Here is a 13025-nt window from a genome sequence, read left to right as displayed (position 1 = left end):
GCTGATTGTGATTATGATGAGGTATGAAATCAATTTGATTTTATATGTTCTATTTTTAAATTTAGTTTCAAATGTATGTAAAAATCAAAATTTATATGGAAAATATTATCTATGAAGCTGTTTTTGTAAAATAATGTGTCAGGAGATAATGAAATTCGGGTAAGTTTAAGCAGAGACTTAACACTTTTTGATATAACGATGATAGGAATTGCCGGCATGATAGGTGCGGGCATATTTGCTCTTACAGGTATTGCCACTGGAATTGCCGGACCTGCTGTCCTTCTTGCCTTCCTTCTAAATGGTATCGTTGCAACTTTTACAGGACTTGCATATGCAGAGCTCGGTTCTGCAATTCCTGAAGCCGGCGGAAGTTATCTCTGGGTAAAGGAGGGTATAGGAAATCACTTTGGGTTCCTTGCCGGTTGGGTTGACTGGGCAGCCCACACAATAGCATGTTCTCTCTATGCAGTCACATTCGGTGCCTTCTTTTCAGAATTTGTAATTCACTTTTTAAACTATGAAGGAATCTCTCAGGCTACTTTAATGACTGTCTCTGCATTTGGTATTGTCACTCTGATGGCTTATCTTAATTATCTCGGCGCAAAGGAAAGTGGACGAATTGGTGGCCTCGTCACACTGTTTAAAGTTGCAATCCTTGTAGTTTTTGCTGGCTTTGGTATCTACAGAACATTCCTGACACCTGACTGGTCAGTTGCATTCCTTTCAAATCCATCATTTTTACCAAATGGAGTTGGAGGTCTTCTCGTTGCAATGGGGCTTACTTTCATAGCATTTGAAGGGTATGAGATAATTGCCCAGAGTGGTGAGGAGGTTAAAAACCCTGAAAAGAATATACCACGAGCTGTATTACTTTCATTATGGGTTGCTGTTCTTGTCTATATAATGGTGGCTTTTGCTCTTATAGGTGCCATCAAAGTGGACGGCCCAAGCTGGATCTATCTGGGAGAACTTGGTGAATTCAGTATGATACGGGTTGCTGATCAGATAATGGCATTTGGTTCCATCCTTATTATAGCAGGTGGTTTTGTTTCCACTATAAGTGCCATGAATGCTACTGTTTATTCATCTTCCAGAGTTGCGTTTGCACTTGGGAGAATGGGGTATCTTCCGGAAGCTCTTTCCAGGATAAATGAAAAGAGAAGGACACCTCACTATGCTATTCTTTTCAGCTATTTTATTATTGCAACAATGACCTTTGCACCAATTGAAACAGTCGCTTCTGCAGCGAACATAATGTTCCTAATACTTTTCATCCTGGTAAATTCTGTCCTGATTATACTAAGGTTCAGACGCCCTGACCTTAAAAGGGCTTTTAAGATGCCATTTGCTCCTTATCTTCCTGTGATTGCAATAATTGTTCAACTTGTTATTGGTTATTATCTGATAACATCTATCAAAGACACAACTTTCATTGCGGGAATTACCATATTCTGGGTGCTTGCAGGTTCTTTCTTCTATTTCTCTTATTCAGAGAAGGAAATCAAGAGGCGCTCAAAGCAGCTTATTAAGAAAGTATATGAAGAAAAACCGTTTGCTGAAAAAGGGTACAAGATTCTTGTTCCGATAAAGAACATTGATAATGCAGGTGATCTTTCAGATCTTGCTAATATTATTGCAAAAGAAAAAAATGGTCACATTGTTTTCCTTAAAGTTCTGACTTTCCCTGAGCAGACTCCTTTGTCAGCATCAGATGATATTGTTGAGGAAAGAAGGTCCATGATGAGGAAGCTGATTTCTTCTGTTGACGTGCCTGCTGGAGGCATTATTAAGGTTGGAAGAAATGCTTCAGATTCTATTCTTGATACTATCGAAGAGGAAAAACCGGATATGCTTGTCATGGGTTGGAGGGGTAGAACTTTCCGTCGTGATTTTGTTCTTGGAAGTACTCTTGATCCCCTGCTTCTCAAGGCACCCTGTGATGTAGTGGTTGCCAGATTTGATCCGGAGAAGAAACTCCGGCACATCAAGAGCATCTTATTACCTACTGCAGGAGGTCCGCATGCATCTCTTGCCGCAGAACTGGCCAGGGATCTGGCAGTTGCAGAGGATGCAAATGTTACTATGTTCAATGTAGGTACGTCTGATGGGGATGAAACGAAGGCAAAGTTAGCGTTCAGGAACCTTGAACCATTCTTTGAAGATATCCAGTACTCGGAGAAGTTTGTGGTATCTGATAATATTGAAAAAGGACTTTCTGATGAGGCTAAGCAAAGTGATGTGGTATTCATTGGTTCCACCACGCGTCCGTTTCTCAAAAATTTCCTTATGGGTGTGTTCCCTGAAAAGATTATCAGTAATACGAATACTACAGTCATAATGACAAGAAAATGGGTAAAACTTATGGATGTCATCAAAAAATGATGGCATTTCTCTTCTTTTTCTTTTAAATCCTTGATTATTGTCGGTTTTTTCAGCAAATATTTTCTTTAATTGCACTTACTTTTTCAGTATGTAATTGTGTTTTTTGTCACGTGTCCGCAACGCTTATATAGTAAGCCTGTTATGTAAGGGTGCTCGTGAGGAGCCCGGTGATGCGGCCAACGCATCACGAAAATGAGCTTATCTCAGAGCAAAAGATGAAGTAACAAATTTCATTTCATCAGGCAGGTGTGTTCAAAGGTTCATCCTTTGGCTTCGAACCGGGTGTTCGAAAGCCTTATATATGATGGTGACCTTTGAAGGAGTCCGCGCAAATCGCGCGAAAACACTTACAATCACCGCCTTACAAGTGGAGACAGAAGTTTTTTCTGTCTGACGTTGGATTTGGCAGTTCGGTTAATTCTGACCGGTAGTGTATAACTACAAACAATTAAGGAATTAACCAAACTATGTGCAAATAGGAAATTTTCTCTCAAAGAGAGTTCTTTCCGACTGATTCCTAAATGACTTCCAAAATAACAAATCTTTGTGTGTGATCAACATTAATTCTGGTTGATCCTGCCAGAGGTCACTGCTATCAGTATTCGACTAAGCCATGCGAGTCAAATGTTTTTCGTAAACATGGCGTACTGCTCAGTAACACGTGGATAATCTGCCCTAAGGTCAGGTATAACTCCGGGAAACTGGTGATAATCCCTGATATATCATAGAAACTGGAATGTTCTGTGATTAAAAGCTCCGGCGCCTTAGGATGAATCTGCGGTCTATCAGGTTGTAGTGGGTGTAGAGTACCTACTAGCCTACGACGGATACGGGTTGTGAGAGCAAGAGCCCGGAGATGGATTCTGAGACATGAATCCAGGCCCTACGGGGCGCAGCAGGCGCGAAAACTTTACAATGCGGGAAACCGCGATAAGGGGATACTGAGTGCCAGCATATTATGTTGGCTGTCCACCTGTATAAACAGCAGGTGTTAGCAAGGGCCGGGCAAGACCGGTGCCAGCCGCCGCGGTAACACCGGCGGCCCGAGTGGTGGCCACTATTATTGGGTCTAAAGGGTCCGTAGCCGGTTTGATCAGTCTTCCGGGAAATCTGACAGCTCAACTGTTAGGCTTCTGGGGGATACTGTCAGACTTGGGACCGGGAGAGGTAAGAGGTACTACAGGGGTAGGAGTGAAATCTTGTAATCCTTGTGGGACCACCAGTGGCGAAGGCGTCTTACCAGAACGGGTCCGACGGTGAGGGACGAAAGCTGGGGGCACGAACCGGATTAGATACCCGGGTAGTCCCAGCCGTAAACGATGCTCGCTAGGTGTCTGGGACGGTGCGACCGTTTCAGGTGCCGCAGGGAAGCCGTGAAGCGAGCCACCTGGGAAGTACGGCCGCAAGGCTGAAACTTAAAGGAATTGGCGGGGGAGCACTACAACGGGTGGAGCCTGCGGTTTAATTGGACTCAACGCCGGAAAACTCACCTGGGGCGACAGCAATATGTAGGTCAGGCTGAAGGTCTTACCTGAATCGCTGAGAGGAGGTGCATGGCCGTCGTCAGTTCGTACTGTGAAGCATCCTGTTAAGTCAGGCAACGAGCGAGACCCGTGCCCACTGTTGCCAGCATATCCTTAGGGATGATGGGTACTCTGTGGGGACCGCCGGTGCTAAACCGGAGGAAGGTGCGGGCTACGGTAGGTCAGTATGCCCCGAATCTCCAGGGCTACACGCGGGCTACAATGGCCGGGACAATGGGTCCCTACCCTGAAAAGGGTTGGTAATCTCATAAACCCGTCCGTAGTTCGAATTGAGGGCTGTAACTCGCCCTCATGAAGCTGGAATCCGTAGTAATCGCGTTTCAATATAGCGCGGTGAATACGTCCCTGCTCCTTGCACACACCGCCCGTCAAACCACCCGAGTGAGGTATGGGTGAGGGCATGGACTAGTGCCGTGTTCGAACCTAAATTTCGCAAGGGGGGTTAAGTCGTAACAAGGTAGCCGTAGGGGAATCTGCGGCTGGATCACCTCCTAAGCATGATAGGCAAAAAGCCTATCACCACTTACCGGTCAGAAATCGAAAAACTGTCAGATTCAAGAAAAAAGGCAAGATTCAATAAGTGAATCTTCTATGGGCTTGTAGATCAGTTGGAAGATCGTCGCCTTTGCAAGGCGAAGGCCCAGGGTTCGAATCCCTGCAAGTCCATTATTAGTGCACTCACAGAGTAACGTCTGTGGGGAAGGATGAAGCGGCTGAAGCAACAACAGCTGCTATGAAATCGTGTATATGCATGCATATATCAGACGCTCACTGGACAAAGTGAGATGGACTCTGGTAAATATGCCTTCAGGTGGATGGCTCGGCTCAAGAGCTGATGAGGGACGTGCCAAGCTGCGATAAGCCCAGGGTAGGTGCATGGAGCCTATGAACCTGGGATTTCCTAATGGGTCTTCCTAACACATTTTGTGTGTTGATCAACAATGATCGGGAACGCCCCGAATTGAAGCATCTTAGTAGGGGCAGGAAAAGAAATCGAAGAGATGCCGTTAGTAATGGCGAATGAACACGGTAAAGTTCAAACTGAATCCCACTGGAAACAGATGGGAGATGTGGTGTTGTAGGTTTTCTCTAAAGATCCCACCTGGTTGAAGTTTAACTTTTCTGGAACGTTAGACCATAGAGTGTGATAGTCACGTAAGCAACAACCAAAGGATCTGGATTATAACCTGAGTAGCGTGGGTCGGAATTCCCGCGTGAATTTGGGAGGCACCAACTTCCAAAACTAAATACTCCTTGAGACCGATAGCGAACTAGTAGGGTGACCGAAAACTGAAAAGTACCCCAAGAAGGGAGGTTAAAAGTGCCTGAAACCTGGAGGCGATAGAGCGATATGGCGTTAAAGGATCTTTATTATGAAGGAAACGGTCGCGAGGCCGCAGTACGGGTAATATTGCCAATGTCATATCTTACGTTTTGAAGAACGGGCCAGGGAGTATATTCAAATGGCGATGGCTAACTTGCAAATAGGAAGCCGAAGCGAAAGCAACATGCTCGCAACCGTAAGGTGAGGAGCGACGTATACAAGTGCGTGGAGTCATTAGGATATGACCCGAAGCCGGGTGATCTAGGCGTGGGCAGGTTGAAGCGTGGCGAAAGCTACGTGGAGGACCGCAAGCGGTATTGATCTGCAAATCATTCGTGTGACCTGCGTCTCGGAGTGAAAGGCTAATCTAACCCGGCATCAGCTGGTTCCTTCCGAAACATGTCGTAGCATGACCTAACTGGAGATAGTCGGTGAAGTAGAGCACTGATTGGTGGTCCCGGGGAAGAAATTCCTCAGCTGCTTGTCAAACTCCAAACTCACCGTCGTCGAAGAAAGTTGGAGTCCGGACTACTGGGGTAAGCCTGTAGTCCGTAAGGGAGACAACCCAGCCCGTGGTTAAGGTCCCTAAGTGTCGACTAAGTGTTAATACTAAAGGGCGTCCTAAGCCCTAGACAGCTGGAAGGTTAGCTTAGAAGCAGCTATCCTTTAAAGAGTGCGTAACAGCCCACCAGTCGAGGTTTGGGGCCCCGAAAATGGACGGGGCTCAAGTCGACCACCGATACCACGGAGTACCGAAAGGTAATCTTGTAGGAAGGCGTTGCGTTCGGGCAGAAGCAGGGTTGTGAAGTCCTGTGGACCGTGCGGAAACGAAAATCCTGGTAATAGTAACAGCATAGTTAGGTGAGAATCCTAACCGCCGAAGGGGCTAGGTTTCCTCGGCAATGATCGTCAGCCGAGGGTTAGTCGGTCCTAAGACGTACCGTAATTCGAGTACGCCGAAAGGGAAACAGGTTAATATTCCTGTACCTCATGACAATGAAACCAACGTTTTTGGGCAGGCCAAGCGGCGCCGTCGCGCCGTCTAAGCAGCGAATCCTGTGGAGAGCCGTAATGGCGAGAAGCAGGCGAATCTGTAATGGCGAAAGTTGGCTGCACCCGGGAACCCGTGAAAAGGAAGTCATGGGTCCGTACCGAGAACTGACACAGGTGCCCCTAGCTGAAAAGGCTAAGGCGTGTCGGAATAATTTGGCTAAGGGAATTCGGCAAATTAGCTCCGTAACTTCGGGAGAAGGAGTGCCTGCTATGAAGATAGCAGGTCGCAGTGACAAGAGAGCTCTAACTGTCTAATATCAACATAGGAGATCGCAAACCCGTAAGGGCTAGTACGATCTCTGAATCCTGCTCAGTGCAGGTACCTGAAAACCCGGTTCAACGGGACGAAGGGCCTGTAAACAGCGGGGGTAACTATGACCCTCTTAAGGTAGCGTAGTACCTTGTCGCTTAATTGGCGACTTGCATGAATGGATCAATGAGAGCTCTACTGTCCCTAGCCAGAGTCCGGTGAAGCTTACTTTCTAGTGCACAGTCTAGAGACCTCTAGGGGGAAGTGAAGACCCCGTGGAGCTTTACTGCAGCCTGTCGCTGGGTTGTGATTTTGGATGTACAGTGTAGGTAGGAGACGTCGAAGTCGGTGCGCCAGCATCGATGGAGTCGCCATTGGGACACTACCCTTCCAGAATTACGACCCTCACTCCGAGAGGAGGACCCCGATAGGTGGGCAGTTTGCCTGGGGCGGGACGCCCTTGAAAAGATATCAAGGGCGCACAAAGGTTGACTCAAGTGGGTCGGAAACCCACTGAAGAGTGCAAGAGCATAAGTCAGCCTGACGTTATTCAGCACAGTAGTGGATGACGAGACGAAAGTCGGTTCTAGCGAACTTTTGAGCTCGCTTGGTGCGAGCCAAAAATGACAGAAAAGTTACCCCGGGGATAATTGAGTTGTTGCCGGCAAGAGCACATATCGACCCGGCAGCTTGCTACTTCGATGTCGGTTCTTTCCATCCTGGCCGTGCAGCAGCGGCCAAGGGTGAGGTTGTTCGCCTATTAAAGGAGATCGTGAGCTGGGTTTAGACCGTCGTGAGACAGGTCGGTTACTATCTACTAGAGGTGTCTGTAGTCTGAGGGTAAGCTACTTTTAGTACGAGAGGAACAGAGTAGCGGCGCCACTGGTGTATCAGTTGTCCGACAGGGCATTGCTGAGCAGCTACGCGCTAAGGAATAAGAGCTGAATGCATCTAAGCTCGAAATCTGACTTGAAAAGAGACTACATTAAGGATCCCGGTAAAAGACCGGTTTGATAGGGTCGGGATGTACGCACCAAGGCAACGAGGTGTTCAGTCCGCGGCTACTAAAAATCCGTGCCTGTCTGTCTTGCTTTGTCCAGGCGAAATCTGATATGTGTATGAGAGTATTCACGATTCATTGATAAAGTATTTATACAATGGTTCCATCCATGTATCGCTCATTGCCAAGATGGCGGAGCGGCTACGCAATCGCCTGCAGAGCGATTCCATTCCGGTTCGAATCCGGATCTTGGCTTAAACTTTATCGTTCATCGTGAGTGAGTTTGGCGGCCATAGCGGCGGGGCAATTCCTGTACCCATCCCGAACACAGAAGATAAGCCCGCCTGCGTTCTATACTGTACTAAAGTATGAGAGTCTTTGGGAAATATGGAACGCTGCCATCTCACTCACACATGATTTCTAAATTCTATTTTCTACAATTCCTTTCTATTACAACCAACTCAACTTACAGTTTTGACTGATTAATTTTGACAATCTAAAATGATTTGTCTTTCTCATTCTATTTTTCATCATAATCAATGTACGTACGGCGCAAAGCGCCGTACAGAGTCATAATAAAAAAGATAACTTATTCTCCAGGTGAAATTACAATTACGTCCTCATCATGGACTCTTCTCTGTGCTTCCTGATTGGCTACTTCAATGAATTCTTCATTAGCTGTTTTCTTACCTGTAACCCATTTGTCCATAATTACACAGGTCACAAGGTCTCCAGTAACATTAACAGCAGTACGGCTCATGTCAAGTATTCTGTCAACTCCGATTATGAGTGCAATACCAGAAGTTGGTATCCCAACACTGTTCAGTATCATTGCAAGGATAACAATGCCTACGCCCGGTGTTGAAGGGGTACCAATTGATGCTCCTACCACAGTCACCATAATCAATAACAGCTGTCCAAATCCAAGTTCAATTCCAAATGCCTGTGCAAGGAACACAGCTGCTATACTCTGGTAAAGAGCCGTACCATTCATATTAATAGTAGCTCCCAATGGAATCACAAATTGGGAAATAGAAGGCCTTACTCCAATATTTTCTTCCGCGGTCTTAATTGAAAGTGGCATAACAGCAGCAGAGCTTGATGTTGAAAATGCAAGTAATAATACATCACGTATAGATCTTAGAAACTTCAGTGGATTTCTTCTGGTCACAACAATAATGACAAGCATGTACACTATCAGCATCAGCAACAGACCAAGTAAAACAGTTCCAACGTAAACCAGCATTCCCATTAAAGCATCTATTCCCAGGTTCAGAGTAAATTTACTGATAAGTCCAAACACGGCAATAGGTGCTAAAAGCATACTCCATCGTACAACTGTCATGCTGACTTCCTGAAGAGAACCCAGCAGCTCAAGAAGTGGTTTCGATTGCACCGGTTGCATGGAAACAAGAGCCACTCCTATTATTATGGAAAAGATAACAACCTGTAGCATCTGTCCGGTAGCAAGTGATCCCAGGGGATTTGTCGGGACGATTGTAGTTATCATTCCTGGGAGTTCAGCCACGTCGAAGGATCCAAATTCACTGGTATCGGTTTGTGTTGCATTTGATGTCATTGTCCCCTGAACAAGTTCGCTACTAATATATGTTCCAGGATTTATTGTCAGTGCAAGTGTCAGTCCTATAAGTATTGCAAGGGCAGTGGTTACAAGGAAATAAGCTACGGTTCTAAGACCTATTTTCTTTAATTGCTCCATATCCTCTCCGGCTGCAATTCCTCGAATTATCGATGCAAAAACGAGAGGTACAACGATCATCTGTAGCATCGCTAGGAAAAGATATCCTGGAAGCGCCAACCATTCACCGATAGTATAGGACATTTCCTGACTTAGTGTTCCAGTCGAAGGTCCTAGTACCAGTCCTGTAACAATACCCAGCATCATTCCTATTAATATTTTTAACCAGAGTCTTCCTTTTACAAGCTCCTGAAGGTGGTAGTTCAGATTTTTAAGTGAACGCGGATGGATAAGTGTAAGAGGATCTGGTAAATTGTACCTGCCTGACATGACATTAAATTTATTTTCATCTTTAATTGCATTTATGGTGTTTTTTGCAAAAGATAGGCATTTATGCAAGTTTGCACTTTATATGTTTATTTGTGAATCATCAGGAGGAATAATATGGGACTATTCAGCAGAATGGAAACAGTAGTTAAATCAAAAATGAACAAACTTATGGATCGCATGGAAGATCCACGTGAAACACTGGATTACTCCTATGAAAAACAGCTTGAAATGCTTCAGGATGTAAAGCGTGGTGTTGCTGAAGTTGCCACTTCAAAAAAGAGACTTCAACTTCAGAGATCAAAGCTCCAGCAGAATTTGGAAAAGCTTGACAGTCAGGCAAGAGACGCTATCAAAGCAGATCGCGAAGACCTTGCACGTCTGGCACTTGAAAGAAAAACCACTCTTAACACCCAGATTCAGGGCTTAGACCAGCAAATTGAAGATCTTGAAAAAGAACAGGAGAAACTTGTAGCTGCCGAGAAACGCCTTTCAACCAAGGTTGAAGTATTCAGGACCAAAAAGGAAACTATAAAAGCCCAGTATTCTGCAGCCGAGGCACAGGTTAAGATCAATGAATCCGTATCAGGAATTAGTGAAGAAATGGCTGACGTAGGTCTTGCAATAGAAAGAGCTGAGAACAAAACTGAAAATATGAAAGCCCGTGCATCTGCACTCGATGAGCTTATTGATACAGGCACACTTGACGATCTTACAAGCAGTGGTGATGATATCGACAGAGAACTTGCAAAAATCAATTCAGCAACGACTGTTGACCTTGAACTTGAAAAACTCAAGAAGGAGGCAGGCAAATGATCATAAGGATAGTTGGCGAAGGCCAGTATGAAGTCCCTGAAAGCTTCTATGACGAACTGAATGTAATTGATAATAAGATTGTAGATCTTGTTTCAGAAGGAAATGAGGAAGGATACAAATCTGAGCTTGCAAAACTAATTGAAAGTATAAAATCCTGCGGAAGCCAGATCGATGATGCTGAAATAGTTGAATCAGATCTTATTGTTCCGCCAGAGGACCTGACATTCGAGGAAGCTAAGGAAGTTTTCAAAGGCGAGGGTATATTTGAGGACTAATATTTTTAGTCCTTAAATTGGCATACTCCAGAGGGGATACCATTTCCCCACTTCTTTTTCTATTGGAAGTTCATTTTCCATCAGAGACTTGAGTCTGAACTCCATATTATTGTCCCTGTTATTCTTTCCTCTTGGGGCAAATGGATAGTAATTTCCCTGCTTGAAATTATATATCCAGTATACAGGTCCATCACTTTCAAAACGATATACTGCACAGAGTATCTGTTCGCCAAATCCCTGTTCAACCAGTGTCTGTGAAATCATGTGAATGTTGGTCACAAGATCCTCAAAGTCCTTGTCCTTGAGAACAACCCACATAAAGTTATATTCATCTTTCTCAATGCTAAAATCAGTTCCTGTTTCTTTTGTGCTGAACTGAAGTAACTCTTGAATTTCATTTCTGGTGTTTGCATACTTTGACATGTCCATGGACTTAAAGCAAATACCTGCAACAGCAGATGGCTTAAGGCCCAGGTTAAGTTCCAGCGTGATTACTGCTGTTGATATGGCAAAAAGCTTGTCTGTTTTTGCTTTAGGTACCCTGCTACTCCCAAGTACGGAACCCAAAAGGTCTCGAAAACCCATCAGTACTCTATCTCCCTCTGTATCTTTTCAAGGGCAGCTATTCTTTTTTCCATGGATGGATGAGTTGACAGCATATTCATAACTGATCCCGATACGGCAGCAGGGATTATGAAAAATGCATTCATTCCTTCAACTTTACGGAGATCTTCCGTTGGTACGTTTGCCATTGTTCCGCTGATTTTTCTAAGAGCTGAAATAAGCTGTGTGGGCTGACCGGTTATGAGTGCAGAGCCCCTGTCTGCTGCAAATTCTCTGTATCTTGAAAGTGCACGGATGAGCAGGAAGCTTAAAACCCATACTATTATGGATACTATCCATATGGCAATTAGTCCGCCATTTGAATTTCTGCGATTTCCGCCAAAACCTCCAAAGTAAAAACTGTATCTCACGATATAGAATGCAAGCGTTGAGATGAAACTGGCTATCGTCAAAACTGCCATATCCCTGTTCTTGACGTGACTTAGTTCGTGTGCAAGCACAGCTTCCAGTTCTCCCTGATCAAGTTTGTGCATAAGTCCCGTTGTAACTGCAACCACTGCCTTTTTAGGACTTCTGCCGGTTGCAAAGGCATTTGGTACTGAGGTATTCACAACTGCAACAGTTGGTTTTGGAAGACCCGCAATGACACAAAGTCTTGTAATTGTTTCATGGAGCTTTGGTTCTTCTGCTTCGGAAACAACATGTGCACCGGTTGACCATAGCACCAGTTTATCAGAATAATAATATTGAGCTCCCATAAATAACATAACAAACAGGAGCATAAAGCTTGCAGATGTATACTGGGAAATAAATACGAGGAATCCCAGATATACTGCAGCCAGAAGGAACATTGTCAGCAACATTCTTCCTTCAAGTCCCAGGTCTTTTTTCCATTCTACCATTTTAGTATCATCTACCAGTATTAATTTTGCTATATTATAATTTTGGAGTTTTCACTCTAAGTCCGTTTTTTCCTGATGGAGAAGTCCTTTCTGCCAGTCATTTATAATTTTGATGGCAGCTCTGTTCTCATCAATTTGGCCTTTCTTCTTCAGGAAATTGCATTGAACTCCAATCATCTCAAGCAGATCATATGAATTTTCATCAGTGAATGTGATATTGTAGAAAGATTCCAGTACTTCCCTGTCATCTTTAGCAAGCTTTTCGATGATTTTAAGCGCCACTCCTATTTGGTCTTTGATGTGTGTTGAATCTTTGATTCCCAGAAGTCCCTGTATATATTCATCATGCTCATCAAGGGGGAACACACCGGGGGTATCGAGAAAAACAATACGTGAGCCTGCATTTACTATCTGTACTCCTTTTGTATGGCCTGATATTGCAGAAGTTGAAGCTTTACCTCTTCCTGCAACACCATTAATCACAGAAGACTTTCCGGTATTCGGATATCCAATACAACCGACCTGTATATCACGACCCTGTATGTCAGCAACTTCCAGTATTTTGTGCCTAAGCATTGTTGTTCCAAATCTTTCTTTTGAGGAAACAAAAACAGTGGGAGCTATTTTTCCCATTTTCGACTTTGCTTTCTCAAGTTTTTCCTTTGGGACAAGATCACATTTGTTCATTACAATGATAAAAGGTTTTTTTGCACGTGAGATATCCTTTTCGATTTCACTGTTTCTTGTCTCATCTGGAAAACGTGCATCTACAACTTCAAGAAGGACATCAGCTTTCTTAATGACGTCCTTTACCAATAATTTCTGGCTTGCCATGGTATTTCCCGATATCAGAAAAGTTATTCTTATAATCAATTACGTATTTGATGTG

7 protein-coding genes, 2 tRNA genes and 3 rRNA genes are annotated in these 13025 nt (G+C 44.3%); 8 read left to right on the top strand and 4 right to left on the bottom strand.

The window, feature by feature from the left end:
- Window positions 1-135 precede the first annotated feature (135 nt).
- The 6 genes from METTI_RS03630 to rrf all read left to right on the top strand — a co-directional run bounded on the left by METTI_RS03630 (window position 136) and on the right by rrf (window position 7957).
- The gene (locus METTI_RS03630) at window positions 136-2382 is read left to right on the top strand and encodes an amino acid permease (protein WP_048135116.1); all 2247 of its coding nucleotides are present in this window, start codon (window positions 136-138) and stop codon (window positions 2380-2382) included.
- Window positions 2383-2945: 563 nt separating this feature from the next.
- A 16S ribosomal RNA gene (locus METTI_RS03625) occupies window positions 2946-4419 on the top strand.
- Window positions 4420-4519: 100 nt separating this feature from the next.
- Window positions 4520-4592: transfer RNA gene (locus METTI_RS03620), tRNA-Ala, on the top strand.
- Window positions 4593-4713: 121 nt separating this feature from the next.
- A 23S ribosomal RNA gene (locus METTI_RS03615) occupies window positions 4714-7639 on the top strand.
- Window positions 7640-7736: 97 nt separating this feature from the next.
- Window positions 7737-7808 (top strand) — tRNA-Cys (locus METTI_RS03610).
- 27 nt (window positions 7809-7835) lie between these two features.
- Window positions 7836-7957, top strand: a 5S ribosomal RNA gene (gene rrf / locus METTI_RS03605).
- Together the 16S, 23S and 5S rRNA genes with 2 tRNA genes alongside form the textbook arrangement of a ribosomal RNA operon.
- A gap of 185 nt (window positions 7958-8142) precedes the next feature.
- On the opposite strand, the gene METTI_RS03600 is transcribed toward rrf, so the two are convergent.
- Window positions 8143-9582, bottom strand: a complete 1440-nt coding sequence (locus tag METTI_RS03600; RefSeq protein WP_023844459.1) for a dicarboxylate/amino acid:cation symporter — start codon at window positions 9580-9582, stop codon at window positions 8143-8145.
- A gap of 114 nt (window positions 9583-9696) precedes the next feature.
- Between METTI_RS03600 and METTI_RS03595 the strand changes: the two genes are divergently transcribed.
- Together METTI_RS03595 and pspAA are read left to right on the top strand one after the other, a co-directional pair.
- Window positions 9697-10395: a PspA/IM30 family protein gene (locus METTI_RS03595; protein ID WP_023844458.1), complete on the top strand. Its 699-nt coding sequence runs from the start codon at window positions 9697-9699 to the stop codon at window positions 10393-10395.
- Entirely contained in the window at window positions 10392-10670 is a 279-nt protein-coding gene (pspAA, locus tag METTI_RS03590) for a PspA-associated protein PspAA (protein WP_023844457.1), read from the top strand. The genes METTI_RS03595 and pspAA overlap by 4 nt, the downstream gene beginning before the upstream one ends.
- A gap of 12 nt (window positions 10671-10682) precedes the next feature.
- Here the strand turns inward: pspAA and pspAB are convergent, their stop codons facing one another.
- From pspAB to METTI_RS03575, 3 genes are read right to left on the bottom strand one after another with little or no spacing between them, the layout of a single operon-like run.
- A complete protein-coding gene (gene pspAB, locus METTI_RS03585; protein ID WP_023844456.1) occupies window positions 10683-11255 on the bottom strand; it encodes a PspA-associated protein PspAB in 573 nt (190 codons plus the stop codon).
- Window positions 11255-12136, bottom strand: coding sequence for a zinc metalloprotease HtpX (gene htpX, locus METTI_RS03580; RefSeq protein WP_023844455.1), 882 nt, complete (start codon window positions 12134-12136; stop codon window positions 11255-11257). The genes pspAB and htpX overlap by 1 nt, the downstream gene beginning before the upstream one ends.
- A gap of 51 nt (window positions 12137-12187) precedes the next feature.
- Complete coding sequence (locus METTI_RS03575; RefSeq protein WP_023844454.1) at window positions 12188-12970, bottom strand: GTPase; 783 nt, start codon at window positions 12968-12970, stop codon at window positions 12188-12190.
- Window positions 12971-13025 lie beyond the last annotated feature (55 nt).

It is taken from the genome of Methanolobus tindarius DSM 2278 (genome assembly GCF_000504205.1).
GTDB lineage: Archaea > Halobacteriota > Methanosarcinia > Methanosarcinales > Methanosarcinaceae > Methanolobus > Methanolobus tindarius.
Note: the sequence above shows the minus strand (reverse complement) of the source record. Positions and strands in the feature narration are given on the sequence as shown.

Coding starts and splice junctions, on each gene's coding strand:
- METTI_RS03600 (WP_023844459.1), bottom strand. CDS start 9,582: ATGTCAGGCAGGTACAATTTACCAGATCCTCTTACACTTATCCATCCG.
- METTI_RS03595 (WP_023844458.1), top strand. CDS start 9,697: ATGGGACTATTCAGCAGAATGGAAACAGTAGTTAAATCAAAAATGAAC.
- pspAA (WP_023844457.1), top strand. CDS start 10,392: ATGATCATAAGGATAGTTGGCGAAGGCCAGTATGAAGTCCCTGAAAGC.
- pspAB (WP_023844456.1), bottom strand. CDS start 11,255: ATGGGTTTTCGAGACCTTTTGGGTTCCGTACTTGGGAGTAGCAGGGTA.
- htpX (WP_023844455.1), bottom strand. CDS start 12,136: ATGGTAGAATGGAAAAAAGACCTGGGACTTGAAGGAAGAATGTTGCTG.
- METTI_RS03575 (WP_023844454.1), bottom strand. CDS start 12,970: ATGGCAAGCCAGAAATTATTGGTAAAGGACGTCATTAAGAAAGCTGAT.